The sequence below is a fragment of the Chroococcidiopsis sp. SAG 2025 genome, assembly GCF_032860985.1.
Lineage (GTDB): Bacteria > Cyanobacteriota > Cyanobacteriia > Cyanobacteriales > Chroococcidiopsidaceae > Chroococcidiopsis.
The window spans coordinates 3343754-3366585 of sequence record NZ_JAOCNC010000001.1 but is presented as its reverse complement, the minus strand read 5'-3'; the positions used below and the strand labels follow the sequence as shown (position 1 = coordinate 3366585).

Below are 22832 nucleotides of genomic sequence, written 5' to 3'. Positions count from 1 at the left end.
TAGGAAATTAGGAAGGAATAATGGCAGGACTGTATGTAGTTGTAGGGAATGTAGAAAGAAATCGGATTGTCAAAGCGGCACAACGACTCAGCTTTTTTTCTGATGAAGACACGCAGATAATTCATGAGAGTGGCATTGCAGTGGCTTGGGTCAGCCACGATGACCCATCTCTATTTGGTCCGGTGTGCGACCCGCAAACAGGGGTTCGCGTCATCACCTCAGGCAGAGTCGCTTGGGACGAACCAGATTGGCAAAGAGCAGAAACCATGCATCAGTACAAGGGTGGTTTGAGCAATCGCCTGATTCTCGAACGCTATTTGTCTGGTGGCGTAGCGGCGGTCGAACGACACAATGGTGCTGCAGTAGTGTTAATTTGGGATCCCAGACAGCAACAACTGCACCTGTTGACAGATCATTTTGGCTTCCATCCGGTGTTTTTGTATCGCCCCCAGGTTGTGGAAGGTTGCGTCATCTCGACATTTCCCGATGCCATAGCCGACGATCGCGCCGTGCAGACAACTGCCGATTACGTCTCGATGGCGGAGTTTTTACGGGAATGGCAAGCCACCCCTCCCCATACTTACTACAATGAAATCAAATACGCTAGAGCTGCTACTCATTGGTGTTGGCAACTGCCAGAGCGTACTTGTCGTCAGCGTCAATACTGGCAGCCCTTTCAATATGGCTGGTTTCCAGATCTACAAACAGCTGTCGAACAACTCTCAAATGCTGTTCGTCACGCCATTCACATCCGTACCCTTCCTCGCCTTGGTCCTATTGTCAGCTACACTAGTGGCGGTTTGGATTCACGCCTAGTTCTCTTCTCCGCTGCTGATAGATCCTGTATATATGGCGTAAATCTCTACGACATACCCAATCAGGAAGCTAACCTAGCTCAACAACTCTGTGAAGCAGCAGGAGTCAAATACGTCGGTTTTGCTAGAGATGATGACTATTATCCCAGATGGATGCGCCAAGGTGTACGTCTGTCTGGAGCGATGTGGTCGGCAGAAGATAATCATTTTCTGGGAACCCGTGACTTGATTCAGCAAATGGGTGTTCGCACCGTACTGACAGCTTGTCCGGTAGATATGGTGTTGAAGGGAGATGCCTTAGAAAGAAGTCTTCATCAGTTTTTTAGATATCGCATTCCAATTTTCAAGTTTGATAATCGGCGCATTAATGGATTCTTGGCAGAGTATCCTCAGCGAAAGTCACCACCAGAATTTTCTATGGAGATCGAGCAACGCTTGAAGGAATGGTTTGGCGATACACCATTAGATTTAATTTCTGACAAAGACCGACTGTTAGTAGAAGATAAACGTATCCGACCAGGATGTTATCAAGCAGCTACAGTTGATAGTTTGATGTTTCGGATATTTCCTTTCGATGTTTTTATGGCAGATCGAGCAATTGCAGATTGCTACAGCCGCATACCTGCTCGATGGAAGTTGAATACTAAATTGTGGGGATTGGTAGTAGCTCGGATTTGTGGCGATGGAATTATAGATGCTAACTTCGGTTGGCGACCGAATGCTTCTCATGTAGAAAAGCTATTGGTTCGAGCTAAAAGTCGAGTATGGCGAAGATGGCAATCAACCTCTAGACATCGAGATCGGGGTCCCGCTACAGATGGTTCTTGGCCCAACTTAGGTTGGTATGTCACTCACAGTAATACCTTACGCGAAATGTGGGAAAGTACGCCAGCGAAAGAACGACAGTTAATCTCTGTTCTTTGGGGTAGCGATCCTTGGAGCGTGCCACTTTCAAATTGGGCTAACCCACCAACACCACATAAAAAAGGAACGATCCATATTAATTCACCCTACGCTTTGTTCCGCATTCTAACTTTATTGAACTATTGGGCAGTGCGTCGGTATTAACACCAGAAGCGTTTACCTACAAATCTTGACACTTACAATGCATAAACTCAGTATGAAAAAAGTTTCCGTCATTCTACCTGTATACAATGTCGAGCAATACGTAACTGAAGCGGTTAATTCTGTGTTAGCACAGACTTATCCATACTTTGAGTTAATTGTAATTGATGACGGTTCTACCGATCGCAGCATGACAATTTGTCAGCAATTCACCGACCCAAGAATTAAATTCATTCGCCAGCAGAATCGCGGCTTAGCCGGAGCTAGAAATACTGGTATTCGTTATGCTCAAGGTGAATATCTAGCTTTTTTAGATAGCGACGATCTCTGGTTACCGGAAAAGCTAGAAAAACACGTTGCTCATTTAGACAATTTGCCAAATGTGGGGGTAAGTTTTAGCCGCTCTGCTTTTATCGATCAGCAAGGCAAACCTTTAGGTTTATATCTTTTGACTGAAATTGAGGGAGAAATGACTTTCCGTCGTATGCTTTGCCGAAATCCTGTTGGTAACGGTTCGACAGTTGTTATTCGCCGAGAAGTATTTGAAGCTATTCGTTTCCAAGACAATCTTTACGGTACTGAAGAAGATTTTTATTTTGACGAACGCTTCCGCCGCTCGGAAGATTTTGAGTGCTGGCTGCGGATTACTGTTGCCACGAATTGGCAATTTCAAGGCATCCCTGATGCTCTAACCCTATATCGAGTCAATCTAGAAAGCCTCTCAACTGATTTGCGCGAGCAGTTGCGATCGTGGGAACAAGTGATGGAAAAAGCACGCGCTTATGCTCCAGAACAAATTGCTCGATGGGAAAAGCCAGCTAGAGCTTTTAATTTCAGGTATTTAGCGCATAGAGCAGTGATGTTGAAAACAGGCTCAATGGCTGTAGAGTTTATCAATCGAGCTGTGGTAAGTTACTGGCATATCGTACTTGAAGAGCCAGGTAGAACACTGCTAACTCTAGCGGCTGCTTATTCCTTATGGTTGCTACCTCAGCCTTTCTATCGCCAAGTTGAAGCTCTTGCGATAAAAATGAGAGCTACTTGGCAAAAACGTCAAATTCAAAAAGAGCAGTCTAGAAGATTGGTAACAGTAGCTGTCATTGCTGAGTCTTGGCAAAGATAGACTTGTAGATTGCGATCGCTAACCTTGTAGAGCGCGATCGCTCATTAAAATTTCCTTATTGAAACTTCCTAATTACCGCAGAATTCAGGGTAATGCACGCATTAGCAAGTAGCTGTTTTTAAGAGCATTGTCTCTTATTTCCGTATTTATACTGTATCCAATTTTAATATTTCTATTTCACGGTGACTGAGCTTACTACAGATTATATTCGATCGTCTTCAGCAAGATTACTGAAACATAAATCAGTGAAAATTCTCTTAGAAAGATATTAAATATTGCATTACTTTTAATTTATAGTTGCTGATATAAAATAATCATGAAATACTAATAAGTTAAATCGAAAGATACTGCGTTATCACATTACTATTGAATATTTATGTGCGATGTGAATGGGTTAATCGCCCTTTTTATACGAAATAATTTTGCAGGTTTATAACTCTATTTATCATATTTATCAAAAAAAAATTTGCAAAAGCGACTGCTACTGAATTTGACTGTTAAAGCAATTTCTCATTTTCTAATTGAAATCGGAGTACGTCATGATAAAAAATTGCGTTTGTCTGCAAAAGTGGAAGAAACTGGCTTTGCAAGTCATCATTAATATATCTGTATTATCACTTCCAGGCTGCGCGATCGCCAAACCTCCTGGAACAGGCTGGCAGATGACATTTCATGATGAATTCAATGGTACGACACTCAATACTCATAAGTGGAATACTTGCTACTGGTGGGCAACTACGGGCTGCAAGCTCAACGGAGATATGGAGATTCAATGGTATCAAACAGATGACGTAATAACTCGAAAAGGAAAACTGCGTTTACGCGCTCAACGGCGTAGTATGAATGGCTACAACTACACTGCTGGAATGGTCTCCTCTCATGACAAATATTCATTTAAATATGGCTATATAGAAATGCGAGCCAAAATGCCAAAAGGCAGTGGTCTATGGCCCGCATTCTGGCTCATCCCACAGCGAAGAAATGTGTGGCCTCCAGAGCTTGATGTTATGGAATATCTCGGTCACGATCCTCAAGGCGTTTACATGACCATCCACTATAAAACAGCTAACGGCAAGGCAAACTCAGGTACCTATTGGAATGGTCCTGATTTCTCTGCAGAATATCATACATTTGCCATGCAATGGGAGCCAGATCGCATCGTCTGGTATATAGATGGCGTGGAACGCAAGCGATATGAAGTTGCTGCAAACATTCCAGCAGAACCCTTGTACATTGTTGCCAACTTAGCAATCGGTCCTGCTTGGAAAAATATGCCTCCCGATCGCACGACATTTCCCAAGTACTATCTCATTGATTATATTAGAGTGTGGCAACGCAAGTAAGGACGATGATTGTAGCTTGCGTTGACTTTAGCCTGTAATAGAAACTCGTTTGGAGCGAGTTTTCACTCGCAATCAGCAAATGACGGGGATGACTTCAAGAACTACTTTGCTGTCAATTTCGCCGTACCTAGTGTCTGCTTAATTACGAACTTGGCAAGCGGAGCTAAACGTACAGATACTAGAGTTAGAAGCGATCGCGGATCGCGGTAGAAAATAGAGCGATCGCAAGCTAGTGGGACTTTGTAAGAAAGATGGAGCAAATTGAGCTAGAATGCGGGTAGGAGTTGCGTTTTACGTCAGTCTCGACAGGAGCAACGTAAGGTGAAAGATCAAGTACCAGCAGCGATGCCGCAGTGCTTTGAGAACTGGTGTCGTCGGTTTGATGATGTATTTTCGCGTCAGAAGCAGCGGCAGGAATTTCGTGTTTATCTAGGGGGACTGCTGGGTGAGAGTCAGCGCAAAAACCTGAGCCAACTGGTCACAAATACAGTAGATGGCTCCTACAACAGCCTCAGACATTTTCTCAACAATGCCCCTTGGGATGAAGTCAAGCTAAATAATCGGCGGTTGGAGGTGATGCACCAGTGTCGCCAGACGACCCCGAGTCAAGGTTTCACATTGATTGTAGATGATTCGGGACATCGCAAAAGTGGTGCGGCTACTGATGGGGTAGGACGGCAGTACATTGGGGAGATTGGCAAGACTGACAATGGTATTGTGCTGCTGACTACCTACTTGTATGATGGAGTGCGACGTCTGCCGTTAGATGTTGCACTCTATCAACACGCAAGTTTATTCGAGCAAGGCAAGGCAGACCCCAACTTCCAGAAAAAACCTGACCTGGCTCTAGACTTGGTTGACCAATGCTTGAAGCGCGGTTATCGACCGGGTGTGACTGTAATTGATGCAGGCTACGGTAATAACACGCCTTTTCTCAAGCAGTTGGAGTCGAGAAACCTAACTTACGTGGCAGCAATCGCCAAAAACCGCCAAGTTACTGCTCAAACATCAGGTGATGAGTCTGCTCGTAAGCAGGGATTAGAAGCTATTGCTCAAACCTTGGCAGTGGAGCAGTTCACACCTGTGCAACTCAATCTGGAGCAGCCCCGGACAGTTTGGGTGGCGCTGTTACCAGTTCACGTTCCGAAGCTCGAAGGCACTCGCTGGCTGGCGATTCAACTCAATGCCTCTAGTTTCGAGCAAGCGACGGAGGTGGATTACTTTCTCACCAATGCCTCTGACAACCAAGTCAGTGCGGCTTGGGTAGCTCAAACATATTCTGCTCGCAACTGGGTGGAGGTCTTCTATCGAGAAGCCAAGGGCTGGTTGGGTTTGAGTGAGTATCAAGTTCGGGATGCTCTGAGTATGAAGCGTCATTGGGTTTTAGTGTTCATCGCTTACACCTTCATCCTTTGGCATCAGTTGACCGGCGGATTCCGCAGACGTTGGGCAACCAAACCCTTACAAACCTTTGCCGAAGCATTGGAGGCATTCCGCACCGCAGTCGAGTTTCGTTTGGTCCGCTGGCTTAATGAGCATGTTGATGTATTTGCCTCTCACAGAGCTAAGTTCGGCTATATTTGGGCTTAGAAAGTTTTAAAGTCCCACTAGAGCGCGATCGATAAAATCGCAGGCTTGTTCTGTATCGCCAGATGTTATAGATAACCGAGCCAGATAGCGATACATATAAGCATATGCCGTTGAAAGAACTGGTTTCAATCGTTCTGGGGAGCGTCTATATGCATTCTCAATTGCGTGTTCGTAACAGAGTTGCATTTGCCGTACATTAAATGAAACTCCAGCGCGGCGAACTCGATAATAGCATAAGGTTTGGGGCAATCGATAGAAGTTCCAGTGCTGCATAGATGCAATTCTTAACCAGAAATCTAAATCCTCGCAACCGCGACCGCGTAACATTTCATTAAATCCACCTACTTGGTCAAATAAGCAACGACGAAAGACTGCGTTAGAGCCATGACCGATGAAGTTCTTGTAAAGCAAAGCTATGAGGGGATCGGATGCAATCGGCTGACCGCTAAGGTATATAAAGGTTGGATGCCCATCCTCACGAATTGCCCGCGAAGCACTATATACAACTCCTACCTCTGAAATACTATCGAGTAAAGCAATATGTGTTGCTAGCTTGTCAGGCTTGTAGACATCATCGGCATCCAGTAGAGCGATATAGTCAGTACGCGCATGGCGAACACCATAATTGCGAGCTGAAGAGAGACCACCATTCTGTTTTTGTAGCAACTGAAAGCGGCAGTCGCGTTGACAAAATAGTTTAACAATCTCTGCCGTATCGTCAGTAGAACCGTCATCAACAACAAGCACCTCAAATTCTTGCAAAGATTGACGCTCTAACGAAGTCAACGCATCCTTAATGTACGAACGAACGTTATAGGCGGGAACTACAACACTAACTTTAGGGGTAATCATCATGAAAAAACTCTACAATGAAATGTTGCGATCGAGCTGGTAATGTCCGATGCGGTTTGGAAAGTCACCAGCTATCTAATTGAACCAAGATGTCTGAATTTCTACAAAAGAGCGGTCGTTTTCGTAGGTAAAGACGCTCCTAAAGACATAGAGCGATCGAGTAAGACGACTTTTTCTTTGAAGTACTCGATCGTTTGTTGATTCAGCCATTTTTTCTGTAGTAAAACTTCATCTAGGTTCATTCCAGATAGTTGTTGCTCGGATTGAGCAATTTCAAGTTGTGTCTGAGTTAATAATCCTGCTGCAATTAGACAGTGACTCAAATGCTCCATGTTTGTAGTAACTGTAGTAGAAGAAGTGTATTGCAACTTGGAGTTTGAGCAGAAATTGTCTGAGCTGTCTTTAGCTTTCAAGCGAACTTGACTCATAGGTTGCATATATTCCACTTTGAGTGGAGATCCGTACAACTTGGCTAGAGCCACTTGAAACACAAACGCTGGATTACCAAATAAATAGCGTGCTGCTAGGCGCTTCGGTTCGCGACACAAACGATACAACCACTCCAATCCGATATCTGATAGCAATTTTGGGCAATCTGTGACAACACCTGCTAGTCTGTCAATAATTGCTCCGCCACACATAATTGCATGAACGTTGAGATAGTCGCGATGCAACCGAATCCAATTTTCTTGCAGTGGCATCCCCATACCCACTATTAAAATGTCAGGTTTTGCCGAGTTGATTTGTCGAATGACTGCCTCATTCTGATGAGGATCGTCCGTCTTAAAATATCCATGATGTCCAGACAATTTGAGGCTTGGATATTGTTTCCTTAGGCGATAGAGAGCTGCATCTAAATGCTGAGGCTTCGATCCCAGTAGAAAAACGGAAAAACCATGATGATAGCAATGTTGCAATAATGTCGGCATTAAGAGAGTATAGGAAACTCTATACTGTATGGGTAACTCCTAAGTACAGGACAAAAGCTTGCAAATGAAGAAAGAAAAAGGGTTTCATGAGAATTACCACATTCAGAACATAAAACCCTATGAATCAGGTTACTCTACTTCGAGATGCCTTGCGCCCTCATTTAGCTTGGCATGGTGCGCGACTAAGCTTTGTGGCAGCATTTCTCATAGCGCTGTTGCGAGTCAAAACTGTCAACTTCAGTGAATTGGCAACCGGATTCAGCGGCAAGACTCAAACCGATTCTCATTACAAACGACTCCAACGATTTTTCCGTCACTATGAAATGGACTACGCCGAAATTGCTCAAGCTGTTGTTACCCTAATGAATATTCCAGAACCCTGGGTACTTTCAATCGACCGTACCGAATGGCAGTTTGGAGAGTGTGTTTTCAATATCCTGATGCTGGGAGTTGTGCATGAGGGAGTTGCGTTTCCTGTGGTGTGGTGTTTACTGGACAAACGGGGGAATTCCAATAGCGATGAGCGGATGAAGTTGTTCAACCAATTTCTAGAGCGCTTTGGTGAGCGTGAAATTACTTGCCTGACCGCAGATCGAGAATTCGTTGGCAAGGATTGGTTTAGCTACCTACTTAGCGATCCGCTCACCCCGTTTCGTATCCGCATTCGCGAAAATCATAAACTTAGACATGGCTGTCAGAGTCTCAAAGTCAATGTCTTGTTTCAGAATCTACAGGTAGGACAGCACAAAGTTCTACGCCACAAAAGACAACTCTGGGGAGATTGGGTCTACATTGCCGCCTTGCGATTAGAGGATAATTCTTTACTAGTCGTTGCCACTCAAACCGCACCTAAATCAGCTATCTCCGACTACGCTCAACGATGGGGAATTGAAACACTTTTCGGCATTTTCAAAACTCGTGGTTTTTGTTTAGAATCTACCCATCTAACCGATTCTGAGCGTTTGAGTAAGCTGCTGGCACTGCTCTCATTAGCCTTATGTTGGGTCATCTTGACGGGTGAATGGTTACACCAACTCAAACCACTTACTATTAAAAAGCATGGACGCAGAGCTAAGAGCATTTTTCGTTATGGCTTTGACCATCTACGAAACATTGTTCTCAATCTGGAGCAGAAAATGGATGAGTTCTTGGATATTCTACAATTTTTGTCCTGTACTTAGGGGTAACTCTAATCCCATATACGACATTGCTTTTAAAATACCTGAGCCATCACAGTGAGCAATCTCTACCTCTTGGAGGAAATTATAAAACCAAGGAAGTTGCATTGAGAGGTTAAACCCGTGCGCGTTGTAATGTGCAATTACAATCTTTTTCCTTGTAAAGCACGCTGTATGAATTGCTTCAACAATAGCTGAAACAGTCATGCAGGTAACTCGTCGGTTCAACAGATGCACGTTGAGGTTTGGAAGCTCTTCGAGGTTATGAATGTTTAATTGTTCGAGCATTTCAATAAATAGTTGATTCAAAAGATTTTGTCAGCAATACTCAATTGAAGCCACAGCTATTCCTTTGTTAGAGCTAAACTCTTAGCTACGATGTTATAAAGTGTGTTACGTGGCTTCATAGGTGCAAGCCTCGACTCTACCTAATTCAATATTGGTTTATTTTCGGTTTTAAGTCAGAATTATCGCGGTGTCCTATTTTGAGTAAACATCTTGCTTAAATTCAAGTATGCCAGCAGCTTATTTGCGTTTGTGTTCAATAAAATGTCTAACTTAATGTGTGAGTTGTATGAATCGTTTGTCTTTTTGTTTGTTCTGAGCGGTTTATAAGTACTAGATTAATTTTAGAAAACTTCGCCTTAACGTTTGCTTGAAAATGATAAATTTATGCTATCCTAACCCTAGCCTTGCTATAAGAGTGAGGCAAATGTCTTACCTACATAGACTAGAAGCTTACACCAGCTCAATTTAAAGTTACATATGATTCTGACCCCGCCCAACATTCTTTATCCAAGTTACAAAGGAGTAAGAAAAAGAGCCATAGGTGGTAGGATTTATTTTACGTCAACTTGTAAAAATTTAGTAGGAAAAACTCAGTCAATTGATTTAACGGAAAGCTGGGATTCAGAAAAAGTATTAAAGAATCCTCATAAAGGCTGGTATCACCATTACTTCGATAATAGACTTTGGGAATAAAGAACGAAGTCTGATTCAGACTTAGAAAATTTTCCAGGTATGAACCATCTTTACCTTCGATTAGCCTGGAGTTATCTTGAACCTCAAGCAGGAAAATTTAATTGTTCAGTTATAGATAATGTTATTAATAAATGGATAGCAAAAGGTTATTCAAGTCTGAATCAGACTTCGTTCTTTATTCCCAAAGTCTATTATCGAAGTAATGGTGATACCAGCCTTTATGAGGATTCTTTAATACTTTTTCTGAATCCCAGCTTTCCGTTAAATCAATTGACTGAGTTTTTCCTACTAAATTTTACAAGTTGACGTAAAATAAATAATTATGAGGATCGAGATAAGATAATTAAAAGTATCAAAGTTTTTTCGTTAACTGATTAACCTTGCCTCTACGCTTTCTTTCAATAGCAGTTGTCATTATATACTCTTCGACTTACTCTGAGTTTACCATCAATAGTGTTGCTTTAAGCTAGTTTTGTAATTGTTTATAGGTACGTAGATAGAGATTATCTGAAGACAACTATACTAAAGAGACAAATACTTATTTTTCTTAATAATAGGTAGATTGTATTTCGGCGATTCTTAGAAATATATCAGTAGCTCGTACATTGTATACAAGTCAACCTATTTACACAATTAAATTCTATCATAGCATTTTTACGATTCTGCCCTTGACTGATTAAGTGATAAGCAAGTTTAACATTTGTTAATGATTGAAGCTCAATCAAAACCGAAAAGATAACAAAAGATTTTATAGAACTCCTCTCAGTTTGACTAACTCACACAAAAACGAATACAAATCATACAACTTTATAGTAAGTTATACCGATTTTTATACGCGATCGCAAACAGCCTATTTGCATACTTGAATTAGAAAGAGCTAATATCTTGAACTTCTTGTAATTTTCAACAAAATCCATCAACAAATGTTTTAAAACTAGCATTCTCTTAGTGCAGTTAGGATACAATCTACCTAATTTAGAAAACATAACTATTGTATAGGTTAATGAATTTATGAACAGTAGTAAGTATCGTAATCATAGAAACTTAGTAACGATTATTTCCTTTAGCTTTAATTTCTTGAATTTCAAGAGCTGGAAAATTATTTCTAGAGATAGATACAAGAATAATGAAACAAAAGAATCAACGACTGAAGCGATCGCCTCATCTTGCTTCCCAACTGCCTACTCCAATGCTTCTCAGTTCCTAAATAGTAACCACATTGCTCCTATAACTAAAAAATTAGTAGTGCATCCCTCTACTACTAGCCGTATCAAGCGCCTAACTGACATTTTGGGAGCTATAGTTGGGCTAGGAATTACCGCCGTCGTCGCGATTCCGATAGTCGTTGCCATGCAAATAGATAATCCTGGTTCCATCTTTTACAGCCAGATTCGTTACGGCTTGTACGGTCATCCTTTCCGAATTTGGAAATTCCGCTCAATGATACTTGACGCTGAACAATTGCAGCATCTAATCAAAAATGAAGCTCAAGGACAGATTTTCAAAAACTCAAACGATCCACGTATTACTCGTGTCGGTCGTTTTTTGCGCCGTACTAGTTTAGACGAACTACCACAGTTTTGGAACGTGTTGCTGGGGCAGATGAGCTTAGTCGGTACTCGACCACCCACAGTGAATGAAGTCGAACAATACGAACCTCACCATTGGCAACGGTTATGGGTTAAACCAGGAATAACCGGTGAGTGGCAGGTAAATGGACGTTCCAGTGTCAAAGATTTTGAAGCAATCATGCAGATGGATCTAGATTATCAATCTAAGTGGTCAGTTACTTATGATTTATATTTGTTATTAAAAACACTGCATGTTGTTCTTAATAAACGTGGCGCTTGCTAAGTAATAGCTTATTATTAGTGGTAGCTGTTTAGCTACCAGTAAATGCTTTCTTAAAAGTACAACATTGTTGAAGGGTGACAAGCTCAAATATATATTTGAATGCAGCAAAGAACTTTTAAAGCATGAAATACGTGTACGTGAACTGCTTTTAGCTTGTAACCAATTATCTATCATTGCTTTGCGTTCTGGAGCATAAAGTGTAAAATGAAAAATATGCAATTCATTATAACTATCTTCGCTACAACCTAGTCTATCGATAAAGTAGCATCTCTTTGTGACTTCTCTAAACAAACTTGAAATTTTTCGGCTAGCAATCGAACGTTTGGTTCTCGCATCATGTCTGCATGGAAAACAGAAAATTTATAAAGATAAATCCCATTAGTAACTACGTTACTCCAACCTAATTCAGAGTCGCGATCTAAACCTGGATAAACTTGATTAGAGATAAATAAATGTAATTGACCTTGTAAAGTTTTAGGAATATAGGCTCTTATTGCTTTACTATTAGCTAATTCAACATTTACAAGGTTCAAAGATGGAAGATTTTGCTGCAAAAACGGAGATGAAATCTGTAAAAATACTCAATTTGCCTACTCTAAAATGCCGTCAATTTTTTCTCTAAAATAAACTTTTTGTTTTTTTTACTCAAATCAAAAATTTCCTTCGTATAACAACAAAATCGGCTTGTGAATGAAAATTATTTATTCGACTTTACTGGATCTGAGAATAATTTAAGAGCATATGCGTTAACACTATCCAATAAAGCTAATAATGCAATTTTATGCCCTGTGCTATTCAATTGTTGAGCAATTTCAAAAGCTACCATACCTCCAAAAGAGTAACCGCATAAGAAGTAGGGACCTTCGGGCTGAATAGCTTGTATCTCATTTAAATAGAGAGTCGCCATTTCTATAACTGAAGTAAGAGGAGCCTGTCTTCCATCAATTCCTAATGCTTGTAATCCATAGCAAGGCTGATCCGGCTTTAAATAACGTATTAGATTTTTATAAAATAAGACGTTACCCGAAATATCATGAATGCAGAAAAGAGGAAGCTTTTGGGGTTACCTTGTTGAAGTGGAATTAGCGAATGCCAAGGCATACTATTATCATGCTGACTGACGTAGTAAATTAGCTAAATTTTCAATTGTTTGTGTATCTACAAAGATTGATGGGGATAACTGTTTGCCAAAAGCTTTCTCAATTTCCTTTAGCACCTGCATACCTATAATCGAGTGACCTCCCAATTCAAAAAAAGTTGTCTTTGATGTCGATAGGTTGAACACCTAAAACTTTTTCCCAAATTTTCGTTAGCTTAAGTTCCAACTCATCATGAGGAGCTACATATGTTTCTTTTGGTTCTTGCCTAATCTGAACTGGCGCAGGTAGTGCCTTGCGATCGACCTTATTGTTTGGCGTGAGGGGAAAAGCCTCTAGCACGACAAAGTTGGAGGGAACCATGTATTCGGGCAATCGAGCGAGTAAGTATTCTCGCAACTGTGAGTTAGCAGGCTGTTGTCCTGGCTGTGGTAACACGTAGGCAACCAGGCGCTTGTCACCCGGTACATCTTCGCGAACCACGATCGCTGCTTCTCGAACTGCCTCGTGGCGACTTAAAATTGTCTCAATTTCGCCTAGTTCGATGCGATAGCCCCGCACCTTGACTTGAAAGTCGATGCGACCGAGGAATTCTACGTTCCCATCCCTGCGGTAGCGTACCAAATCTCCCGTGCGGTAGAGACGGTCTGCCGGATTTTGGCTCAAAGGATTGGGAATAAACCGCTCTTGAGTTAACTCCGGTCGATTCAGATAACCGCGAGTCACACCTTCCCCCGATAAGAAGTTCGCCTGCAACTCCCACGGGAACAGGTTGTCCGTTCCGATCTAAAATATATATAGCTCAGTGTTAGCGATCGGACGACCGACGGGAACGATTCCATTTACTTGCGTCAGCGTATGAGTTGCCGACCAAATGGCGGTTTCTGTAGGACCGTACATATTGTGAACTTGTCCCGCCACAATCTGCTGGAGTTGGAGCGCCAAGGCTTCGGTCAAAGCTTCGCCGCCAACCATCATCTGACGCACGTGTTTCATCGCTTTGCGAGTAGCGGTATCGGCAATTAACAAACCTGCCATTGATGGAGTGCATTGTAGGTGTGTCACTTGATGGCGCTCGATCAGTCCCGCCACAGAGTGGTTCTGTGTTGGGGTTTCAGTCACGAGCGGTAGCTGGGACAAAACCAGATCGGTGTTAACTTTCATGTCTGCATTCTGGAGCGATAACGGCTTAGCAGCGGTACGCTCTTTCTTGGCATTGTAGATGACGACCTTAAACCCCGTGCTAGCGTCCAAAACAGCTCTAACACGGAAATATCAAACGACAAACTCGTGACGGCTAACCAGACTCCATGTGGGTTATGTTCGATAACTCCATCCATTCCCGTAAAGAAGTTGACTGCATTACGGTGTTCTACCATTACACCCTTCGGCTTGCCAGTAGAACCAGAGGTATAGATGACGTAGCTGAGATTTTCTGGCTTGACTCCACTATCGGGATTGGCGATCGCCTCTGGCTCGATCTCATCCCACATCGTATCGATGGGGATAACACTGACACCAGGCTCGACAACTAAATTGCTCATTAACTTTTGCTGGGTGACGATAACCGCAGCTTGAGAGTCTTGCAACATGAAGCTGATGCGCTCCTGTGGAAAGTCTGGATCGAGAGGAACGTAAGCACCCCCTGCTTTGTGTATTCCTAGCAACGCTACCATCATTAAGAGCGATCGCTCTACGTGCAATCCTACTAAAACGTCGGGACCTACGCCTTGTTGTTGTAAATAACGAGCTAGTTGATTGGCTTTGGCATTCAACTCTCCGTAGGTTAGATGTTGACCTTCAAAAACCACAGCAACCCTTTCTGGGTTTTGTACTACCTGCTGCTCAAATAACTGATGGATGCATTTATCCCGGGGATAGTTTGTCTGAGTATTATTAAATTCTACGAGTAGCTGCTGTTGCTCTTGTGTAGTTAGGAGAGATAATTCAGAAATGGGCTGTTGTGGGTTAGCAACTATACTTGCTAACAAAGTTTGGAAATGCCCGTTCATCCGTTCAATTGTGCCAGAATCAAATAGATTAGCGTTGTATAACCACCTTCCTTTTAATCCATTACTATTTTGTTCTACCATCAAAGCTAGATCGATCTTCGCTGTGTTATCTTCTATTCCCCAAGGACTTGTAGCTAAACTAGAAAGCTCTAGATCTTGTAAAAACACATTTTCGTTAAAGGTAAATGTTACTTGAAAGAGAGGTGAATAACTCGGATCTATCTCCAGTTGTAATTCTGTTATTAAGACTGAAAGAGAAACATTTTGATAGTTTTGCGCTGACAAAATAACTTCTCGTACTCGCTCTAGCAATTGCTGAAAGCTAGGGTTCCCAGACAAATCGGTGCGAAGAACTAGAGCATTAATAAAAGTTAAGTCTATTGATGAATGATTCTGGTTAGCAATAGGGGAACCTACTACGATATCTTCCGTACCTGTATAGCGATAAAGCAAAGTATCCAATGCCGCTAATAAAGTTGTAAATAAGGTGACACCTTCTCGCCTGCTTAATAAGCTAAGTGCTGTTGTTAGTTTCCGAGACAGCATAAATGATTGAAAACTATCTCGAAAAGTTCGATCTGTGCGTCGCGGTCGGTCGGTAGGGAGCGATAATAAAGGTGGCAAATCTGCTAGTTGTTGTTTCCAGTAGGCGCGTGAAGACTGTAGAGAGATCGATTGCTCAAAATCTTTTTTAGTAAACATAATACTTTCTTTGCTATATCGATTATTTAAAATCTTTTTTAGTAAACATAATACTTTCTTTACTATGTTGCTTACTTAGTTTTTTTATTTTTGAAATATTGTATTGAAATGAAAATTTCACAAAGTTCGGGTAGAATTGGAGGTGAGACTTAGACACATATTCATTACTTGTTGCTCGGTGCTTGTTGCTCTGTACGCTACTTATAACAGTATGCAAACGGACTGTTAGCGATCGCGTTCAGGAATATGTATGACTTAATGTATGAGTTGTATGATTTCTGTTCAAACAATAGAAACAGGATGTGCGATCGCACTCATCCAGCAGCATTAGAAAGTAGCAACACTTTTGACTTCAGCTACCCAATCTAACTTTCAGCACGAATGGTTTAGCATAAAAGCAAGTGGGACTTCAAAGGTTTGTTAATGGTTCGCGCCCAACCTTCGCTAGAATTTATTCCTCCAGCTCTCAATCCCTTTGTTCTGCGGGGAACTCAACTGCTGTTACCTGTCCTGCTGCGATCGCAAACAGCGATTACTCACATTCAAGCAGAGAATACAGAAGTTTTAGTCGATCTTTATCGCGCTTTTGGGGCTGGTAAAACTCGTTTTATCATGGCGTTCCGGCATCCCAGCCCTGACGATCCATTTTGTATGGCGTACTTACTGCATCGTCTCGTACCACGGGTAGCACGCCAACAGCAAATATTGCTACCACATCCAATTCACGCACATTTTCTTTACGATCGCGGTATTCCTTTGTGGGCGGGAGCGCATGTCAGTTGGTTGTTTGCCAACTTGGGTGGCATTCCCATTCATCGAGGCAAAGTCGATCGGCTCGGATTGCGAACAGCTCGAAATTTGCTAGTCAACGGCAGCTTCCCCATGGCAGTCGCTCCAGAAGGAGCCACTAACGGACACGGTGAAATAGTCAGTCCTTTGGAACCAGGCATTGCTCAGTTAGGATTTTGGGGCGTTGAAGATTTGCTGAATGCCGGACGCGCCGAACAAGTTTTCATCGTGCCAATTGGAATTAAGTATTCCTACGTTCAACCTGTTTGGAAACCTTTAGAAAAGCTATTGAGCGAATTGGAAACAGATAGTGGTTTGAAGCAAGGGGGGGAAAAAGAAAGAATTGCTTCAATGGATGAAGCCCTTCTTTACCAACGACTTTATCGATTGGGCGAACACCTGCTGTCCTTGATGGAAGAATTTTACACTCGGTTTTACCATCAAACGTTGCCAATTTCAGCTAATGCAATTGCTACCGATGCAGTGACAGCAGAAAATACTTCAGGATTAAAACTACCTAATTCCGAACGGGATTTTGCAGCGCGGTTGCAGGCACTCATGGATGCAGCATTGCAAGTAGCAGAGCAGTATTTCCACTTCCAACCTCAAGGTAGTGCGATCGAACGCTGTCGTCGTTTGGAACAAGCGGGCTGGGATTGGATTTATCGAGAAGATATTAAGCAAGTAGAAGCCCTGTCTCCTGTAGAGCGAGGATTAGCCGATCGCATTGCCCAGGAAGCTAGCCTGAGAATGTGGCATATGCGACTCGTAGAAAATTTTGTCGCAGTTACAGGCAAGTACGTTCGGGAGAAACCGACGATAGAGCGGTTTGCTGAAACAACTTTGTTGATGTGGGAAACAATCGCCCGAATTAAAGGTAGCAGTACTGTTCGTCGTCCTCGACTGGGCAAGCAATCAGTACAGATGACGGTAGGCGAACCAATTTCAGTTTCAGATCGCTGGCAAACATATCAAGCTAGTCGTCGCAGTGCTAAGCAAGCTGTTACAGATCTGACAAGAGATCTGCAAACTGCTTTAGAACAAACGATCTAACCTGCCGCTGAAATCTCCTCAAGGCGATCGCTCTTTCGATTTTTACTTTTTATTTCAACACGAGTCGTCTCTGAAAAATCTCGATAATTTAAAGATAGATCTCTTCTAAAGTTAAGGAGGAGGAGATGGCACAAGACTCGCATTCTAATTTTAGGAATTCTAATTTTTGGGATAAATATGTCAGAGCAACTCTAAGCCCGGTCATGCAAAATCCCAGACTGACACCAAAAATTTTATTTCTTTTGGCTGTAGTACCGTTTACCGTTGTTATCCTCGTGTGGGTGTTGACTCTGCTTGAGCAATAGAACCAGGTAAATTACGAGCTTGGTTGGAGGCGATCGCCATGATGGGATTGGGACTATTTTGGTTTTTTGTGTTCTGCTTTATTGTTTTGATGGGCTTAGCTCTTTTAGCGGAAGTCTTATTTTACAACGAAGAGCAGCACTTTTGATAGCATGTCTAGGCGTTTTTCTCTCGGTTCAAAACAGGGACTTTAAACCTTTGACCAACAACAGAGAAGCTGCGGGAATGACTTTGACTCCTCAGCGAAAACGGCGTTGCAAAGATCGCTTCTACTTGTGCGATCAATTCCTCGCACTCAATTGGCTTATGAACTATACCACTCACTAATTTCTGACATTCAACCGAAATAGAATCGCGACGACTAGGTGCAACTAGAATAACTGGTATGCCATCGTTGCGAGGATTTTGACGCATACAGCGCACGGCTTCCATCGCATCTATTCCTGGCATCATCAGATCTAGTAAAACGAGGTCGGGATTTTCTCGTTCTATCTGGGCGATCGCTGCTTCTCCCGAGTTTGCAAGTATAACTTCATAACCTTCAGCCTCCAAGATAACCTGGAGCAACAAAGCGTGGTCGTAAGCGTCATCGCAGACAAGAATACTTTTAGTACCGTTCTTGCCAAAACGAGTATATAAGTCCATTAGATGAAAATCCAGATAAATATAATTTGTTAAAAACAGGCTTTATTAAAACTACAGTTTTTGATATTTAAATTCCGCTATGATTCAATGGTTATAATTACTTACCAACAAAACTTAATATACCTCTTGCCCCAGGGCGAGCGCGATCTTGGGGTTATACCAATTCTGTTTATTTCTACACTAAATGAGATTCCCCCAACCCCCCTTAAAAAGGGGGGCTACAGGAAATCGTCTATAACATAGCTTTAGTAAAAGGGTATAACCCAATCATTGGCAAATCAGTTCGTAACCGTACTTAAAAAAATAAGTTCGCACCTGCGAACTTATCAACCCTCACTCATGCTTACTTTTTTAATTCTTTGCTCTCACGGGGGGCTGTTTTTCCTATCTCAAATTAGACTCTACATAAGTTTTCCGAGGGCTACGCGCTCCAACAACAGCACCAATCAGCGAGGCGATTAAACCCAGTAACGAACCAAATACGAACCACCACAAGCTTCTAGCAGTAGCATTGGCAATTTCACGAGCTTGTTCTGCACTGATATTAGGTAGGTTTTGCGGATTAATCCCTTGGACTTGGTTAGATATGACTCCAGCCGCATTGGAAGCAGCAGAAGCTGCCAAACCAAAAGCTCCCGTCACTCCTGAAGTTACCAGCCAAGAGCTAAGAGCTAAAGTGGTCGCCCAAAGAATTGCGCCGTTGAGCAGAGCTGTACTGCGATTCATTGGTCCACAGCCACGAGCTGTCACCCAACCGCCAATTAACAAAGAAATTAACAAACCAATAGCCGACCAAATTCCCACGTTACCAGCAACATCAGCAGCGTTTGTTCTTGGTGCGCCAGAACCCGCAATGCTGGTTGCGCCAATCGCTGCAAATAAAGCACTTAAAATCAACTGAGTTGCTATTGCAATTACAATACCTGAAATAATTGGACCCCAGCGAATGCGATCGTGGTAATCGACAACGGGAGTGTTGGTAACGGTGCGTTCAGAAACAGCATCGTTAGTTGGTCTATTGACGTATGCCATATCCTAATTTACTTCCTCGATCCCTTAGAACTTAATGCCTATTTCTTTTTATGTAATAGGGATGTATTTTTAAATTTAAATTGAAATCTCTAACTTTGCTATCTATCAGTAGAAATATCCCTATAGAGTTATTCAATTTTTCTATAAAAAAAATTTGCTAGCAAGGCTTTGTGCTACATTGCACAGTGCATTTGGGAAAGAACAATGACTTCTATGAAATAAGTCGCGACGTAGTTTGGAGTCCCCACTTCAGTACGTATTTCGATTGATACGGTAGCAGTTACTACTTCTATCGCTGGCAGGATGGCTTACCCGAATTATTGAATCATGATGAACGAAATATTGCAGTTACGTTGTTGAGACAATCTGTTTGTAAATAGTCTTACAAACATCGCTCGAACAAAAATTTTTCCAACAGCGCGAATTTACAAAACTGCTATATCCCTCGGCACAGTCTAGCTAGATCGGGAGAAACAGAAAGTCTATGGAAAAAATCCACCCCCGCCGGAAGTGGACGCAGATAATGGCACTGGTGTTAACGGCATTACTGACACTGCCAATTCTTAATGCCTGTGGTGGCAGTCCGAACACGTCTGCACCTCCGCCTCCTGTTGCAGATAATGTTGGTAGAACGCAAACCTATCCTTCAAACCAACCCCAAGCAAGAAAGGGGCTGTCTACGGGACAAAAAATCGCGATTTTGGGTGGGGCTGCTGCACTCTACTACATCTACAATCAGCATAAAAATAGGAAAGGGCAAGGACCGCAAGGACAATACTACCTCTCCAAAAACGGGCGGATTTATTATCGCGATGCTCAAGGTCGTCCTCATTGGGTCACGCCGCCACCAGAGGGAATTCGAGTTCCAGAATCGGAGGCGCAACAGTACCGAGATTTCCAAGGATACAACAACAGATCGACAGGTCGCGACTTGACCGACTTGCAGCCAGCGCCAGCATTGTGACACTCGCGGCAGCAAAGGTATAGAACAGCAAGTGAAATAAAACAGTAGGAAGGAAAAATGAACTTTTTACAAAATATGTTTGGCGGTCAGGATGGAGAGCGAGATTACAGAGACTTTGTGAATCGATACGAACAGGGTTTACCGCACGAAGGCTATTCAGACGACGAAGTTTATAATCGATATCAACAAGTATCCAGACACGTACCTCCTGATATTTACCAAGAGTCCGCACAAGAAGCCTTTAGCCGCATGTCTCCACAAGAGCGGATGCAGTTTGGTCAATATCTTCAGCAGCAGACGCGGGGGCAAAACTACGATTTTCCCGACCTCAACCAAGATGGCATAGACGATCGCCTCCAAGACCCCAACTATCTTGCACGCGCAACGGGTAGCATCCATCAGCAACAACCAGACCTACTCGGTCAGCTAATGGGTGGTGCTACGGGGGCTATGATGGGTGGTCAAAGAGGTGGTAACTTATTTAGCAATCCGTTAGCAAAAGCAGCGATGGCTGGGATTGCAGCGATTGCTGCCAAGAAGATGATGGGTGGTGGTAGATCGGCAGATTACGGGCAGTACGGCAATGTCCGCCCTGCTAGCGAAGACCCCTACGGCGACCCAGCGGATTACGGGCAGTACGGGAACATTCGCCCCGCTAGCGAAGACCCCTACGGCGACCCCGCCGATCGCCGAGGATTGTGGTAGTAGATTATGTCCGTTCAAATAGCCACATCATCGTAGGGGCGGGTTTTCACAGAGATATTCCTACATAGTACGAATATCTCAATAAACCCACCCTTACAGAATTTACGGTCAATTAACCGGATATGAGATAACAAGCCAAATTTTAGATAATCGAGTAGATGGCGATCGCATCTTCAGTTGTTGCTGAGTGCGATCGCATCATCTTTTTTCCTTTTATATCGCCTATCTGTCTCCAACTAAAGCCGCTATACACAGCAGATTTTTCTCCAAACTACCAACCATCTACTACAAGCGGTTTTTGCTCGTCGAGCAGTTTTTGTAGTAGCTGAATACCTGTGGGAGTCCAATAGTACCTTTTTCTAGCATCGGTGTGATAATGAATTTCGATCGCAAAGTCGGAAGCATGTTTGGCTTTGGTTTTGGTCAGCCATTCTGGTGAAACCCCTAGACGACGGCTGACTTCTTTTGTCGGTAAAGAGTTTGCCGGAATACCAGATAATTTTTTTTGTGCTTTCAAACTTTTTTCTAATTTTAGACAATGTAATTGCTCGATTCCCGCTTCCATCCAATGCACGATTCCTGCTGCATCCTTGTAGTAATGAGTGTCAGTCAAGAATCGGTCTGGATGCTGATATCGTTGAGCGTGACACCAACTCAAGGAACATCCCAATTGGGCAGCGACTTGGGCAGTTGTTTGGGTTTTTGGCTGGGACGATTGTAGCTGGACGGAGGTTTGAGAGCAGTCGGTTCCAGGAACAACTGGATTTGCTACAACTGAATTTGCTACAACTGGATTTGCTAATTCAGTTAATACAGAAGTAACACACCTCAAATCAGAAATTTTCCTCTCCTCTTGTCCTCCACTGCGTGTATCGATGATTTTTGGTTGATAAGCAACAGAATTTATTGGAATTTGAACTCGATTTATGTGTTTCAATCGAGCAAATATAGCTGCGATCGCCTGCACAATTGTTGACTTCAAGTTTTGCAACTGCAAGGCTAAATTCCTCAAGACTGAATGACAGGCTTGCAATAAGTTGTCTTTTGTAATGCTTATCCAGTTCAGAAATCCCTCAGTTTTTTGTTTTACTAAAGTTTTAACTTGAGTATGAATTAATGATATTTTTGTGCTATTAGTATGAATTGAACTAACTGGTTTGAGGTATTTTGTATAGTCTGACTTAAGCGATCGCGGGTCCCATCCTCCCATCTTTTTTGGAGATTCAACTAAGGATTGAATTGGTTGAATTTCACTTGAAAGCGCAGTTATTTTCGCTGCTGGCTCCAATCGATCTGCTGCTTGCGCTTCAGGAGATTCTTCCACAAGCTCTGATTTTAAGTCTGTTGCTAACAAAGGGCGATCGATCGCCTTAGCAACTTCAGCACATTCTCTCACAGCTCCCTGTTCTAAGTCTGTTACAACTAGATCGATCGCCTGACCAACTCCAGGAGATGCTCTCATAGCCCCCCTTAAAAAGGGGGGTTGGGGAGATCTTTCCTTCAACCAAGAAACAATCGAATTGAGCAGTTGATGAGAACTAGAATGTCGCTCGACCGAATTCGTATGATGCGATTCTACCAACTGTTCGTTAGAGAGAACTGTTTCTAAGTTAGGGATATTTCTAAACTCTTTTAAGCTGCAAATTTTCTTCATCTTTCTTGCCAACTCTGGAATTGGGTCAGGGAGTTGGGCTAAAGATTTAAAGATATCTCCCGTATCAGGATTTTGAAAATCTGTCCGTGAAAATAGTAATCCTTCTCTGGTATCTAATTGATAAACTTCCCAGAGTTTTTTATCTT

General features: G+C 42.6%; 22 protein-coding genes. 9 read left to right on the top strand and 13 right to left on the bottom strand.

The window, feature by feature from the left end:
* The first annotated feature begins 20 nt into the window (after positions 1–20).
* The 3 genes from N4J56_RS16300 (at position 21) to N4J56_RS16290 (ending at position 4346) form a co-directional block, all read left to right on the top strand.
* Positions 21–1883: a hypothetical protein gene (locus N4J56_RS16300; RefSeq protein ID WP_317107385.1), complete on the top strand. Its 1863-nt coding sequence runs from the start codon at positions 21–23 to the stop codon at positions 1881–1883.
* Positions 1884–1935: 52 nt separating this feature from the next.
* Positions 1936–3003, top strand: coding sequence for a glycosyltransferase family 2 protein (locus tag N4J56_RS16295; RefSeq protein WP_317107384.1), 1068 nt, complete (start codon positions 1936–1938; stop codon positions 3001–3003).
* Positions 3004–3542: 539 nt separating this feature from the next.
* Entirely contained in the window at positions 3543–4346 is an 804-nt protein-coding gene (locus N4J56_RS16290; RefSeq protein ID WP_317107383.1) for a glycoside hydrolase family 16 protein, read from the top strand.
* A gap of 101 nt (positions 4347–4447) precedes the next feature.
* On the opposite strand, the gene N4J56_RS16285 is transcribed toward N4J56_RS16290, so the two are convergent.
* The gene (locus N4J56_RS16285; RefSeq protein ID WP_317107382.1) at positions 4448–4606 is read right to left on the bottom strand and encodes a hypothetical protein; all 159 of its coding nucleotides are present in this window, start codon (positions 4604–4606) and stop codon (positions 4448–4450) included.
* A 61-nt stretch (positions 4607–4667) separates the two neighbouring features.
* On the opposite strand from N4J56_RS16285, the gene N4J56_RS16280 reads away from it, so the two are divergent.
* Entirely contained in the window at positions 4668–5936 is a 1269-nt protein-coding gene (locus N4J56_RS16280) for an IS701 family transposase (RefSeq protein ID WP_317104593.1), read from the top strand.
* Between the two features lie 6 nt (positions 5937–5942).
* Here the strand turns inward: N4J56_RS16280 and N4J56_RS16275 are convergent, their stop codons facing one another.
* Together N4J56_RS16275 and N4J56_RS16270 are read right to left on the bottom strand one after the other, a co-directional pair.
* Positions 5943–6791, bottom strand: a complete 849-nt coding sequence (locus tag N4J56_RS16275; protein WP_317107381.1) for a glycosyltransferase family 2 protein — start codon at positions 6789–6791, stop codon at positions 5943–5945.
* A gap of 98 nt (positions 6792–6889) precedes the next feature.
* On the bottom strand, positions 6890–7747 hold the full coding sequence (locus tag N4J56_RS16270; protein WP_317110652.1) for a WecB/TagA/CpsF family glycosyltransferase: 858 nt from the start codon (positions 7745–7747) through the stop codon (positions 6890–6892).
* Positions 7748–7836: 89 nt separating this feature from the next.
* Here N4J56_RS16270 and N4J56_RS16265 point away from each other — a divergent pair, with 89 nt between their 5' ends.
* Complete coding sequence (locus tag N4J56_RS16265) at positions 7837–8898, top strand: IS4 family transposase (protein ID WP_317107380.1); 1062 nt, start codon at positions 7837–7839, stop codon at positions 8896–8898.
* Here N4J56_RS16265 and N4J56_RS16260 read toward each other — a convergent pair.
* Positions 8875–9183, bottom strand: coding sequence for a hypothetical protein (locus N4J56_RS16260; protein ID WP_317107379.1), 309 nt, complete (start codon positions 9181–9183; stop codon positions 8875–8877). The two genes, N4J56_RS16265 and N4J56_RS16260, sit on opposite strands and share 24 nt — an antisense overlap.
* A gap of 1911 nt (positions 9184–11094) precedes the next feature.
* Between N4J56_RS16260 and N4J56_RS16255 the strand changes: the two genes are divergently transcribed.
* Positions 11095–11730: a sugar transferase gene (locus N4J56_RS16255; RefSeq protein WP_410500517.1), complete on the top strand. Its 636-nt coding sequence runs from the start codon at positions 11095–11097 to the stop codon at positions 11728–11730.
* A 245-nt stretch (positions 11731–11975) separates the two neighbouring features.
* On the opposite strand, the gene N4J56_RS16250 is transcribed toward N4J56_RS16255, so the two are convergent.
* The 6 genes from N4J56_RS16250 to N4J56_RS16235 form a co-directional block, all read right to left on the bottom strand.
* Complete coding sequence (locus N4J56_RS16250) at positions 11976–12263, bottom strand: hypothetical protein (RefSeq protein ID WP_317107377.1); 288 nt, start codon at positions 12261–12263, stop codon at positions 11976–11978.
* Positions 12264–12427: 164 nt separating this feature from the next.
* Positions 12428–12769 carry a thioesterase domain-containing protein gene (locus tag N4J56_RS41035; RefSeq protein ID WP_410500516.1) on the bottom strand — a complete coding sequence of 114 codons (342 nt, stop codon included), beginning with the start codon at positions 12767–12769 and terminating at the stop codon, positions 12428–12430.
* 69 nt (positions 12770–12838) lie between these two features.
* The gene (locus N4J56_RS41030) at positions 12839–12952 is read right to left on the bottom strand and encodes a phosphopantetheine-binding protein (RefSeq protein ID WP_410500338.1); all 114 of its coding nucleotides are present in this window, start codon (positions 12950–12952) and stop codon (positions 12839–12841) included.
* 25 nt (positions 12953–12977) lie between these two features.
* Entirely contained in the window at positions 12978–13583 is a 606-nt protein-coding gene (locus N4J56_RS16245; RefSeq protein ID WP_410500337.1) for an AMP-binding enzyme, read from the bottom strand.
* Between the two features lie 30 nt (positions 13584–13613).
* Positions 13614–13991: an AMP-binding protein gene (locus N4J56_RS41025; RefSeq protein WP_410500336.1), complete on the bottom strand. Its 378-nt coding sequence runs from the start codon at positions 13989–13991 to the stop codon at positions 13614–13616.
* Positions 13988–15541: a non-ribosomal peptide synthetase gene (locus tag N4J56_RS16235; RefSeq protein ID WP_317107376.1), complete on the bottom strand. Its 1554-nt coding sequence runs from the start codon at positions 15539–15541 to the stop codon at positions 13988–13990. Before N4J56_RS16235 ends, N4J56_RS41025 begins: the two co-directional genes overlap by 4 nt.
* Before the next feature lie 423 nt (positions 15542–15964).
* Between N4J56_RS16235 and N4J56_RS16230 the strand changes: the two genes are divergently transcribed.
* The gene (locus tag N4J56_RS16230) at positions 15965–17383 is read left to right on the top strand and encodes a 1-acyl-sn-glycerol-3-phosphate acyltransferase (protein WP_317107375.1); all 1419 of its coding nucleotides are present in this window, start codon (positions 15965–15967) and stop codon (positions 17381–17383) included.
* 459 nt (positions 17384–17842) lie between these two features.
* Here the strand turns inward: N4J56_RS16230 and N4J56_RS16225 are convergent, their stop codons facing one another.
* Together N4J56_RS16225 and N4J56_RS16220 are read right to left on the bottom strand one after the other, a co-directional pair.
* Entirely contained in the window at positions 17843–18331 is a 489-nt protein-coding gene (locus N4J56_RS16225) for a PleD family two-component system response regulator (protein WP_317107374.1), read from the bottom strand.
* A 384-nt stretch (positions 18332–18715) separates the two neighbouring features.
* Positions 18716–19363 carry a hypothetical protein gene (locus tag N4J56_RS16220; protein WP_317107373.1) on the bottom strand — a complete coding sequence of 216 codons (648 nt, stop codon included), beginning with the start codon at positions 19361–19363 and terminating at the stop codon, positions 18716–18718.
* A gap of 484 nt (positions 19364–19847) precedes the next feature.
* Between N4J56_RS16220 and N4J56_RS16215 the strand changes: the two genes are divergently transcribed.
* Both N4J56_RS16215 and N4J56_RS16210 read left to right on the top strand, forming a co-directional pair.
* Positions 19848–20327 (top strand): hypothetical protein, encoded by a 480-nt coding sequence (locus N4J56_RS16215; RefSeq protein WP_106546877.1) that lies wholly within the window; start codon positions 19848–19850, stop codon positions 20325–20327.
* A 57-nt stretch (positions 20328–20384) separates the two neighbouring features.
* Positions 20385–21032, top strand: coding sequence for a hypothetical protein (locus tag N4J56_RS16210; protein ID WP_317107372.1), 648 nt, complete (start codon positions 20385–20387; stop codon positions 21030–21032).
* A 271-nt stretch (positions 21033–21303) separates the two neighbouring features.
* On the opposite strand, the gene N4J56_RS16205 is transcribed toward N4J56_RS16210, so the two are convergent.
* Positions 21304–22686: a hypothetical protein gene (locus tag N4J56_RS16205; RefSeq protein ID WP_317107371.1), complete on the bottom strand. Its 1383-nt coding sequence runs from the start codon at positions 22684–22686 to the stop codon at positions 21304–21306.
* Positions 22687–22832: the final 146 nt, after the last annotated feature.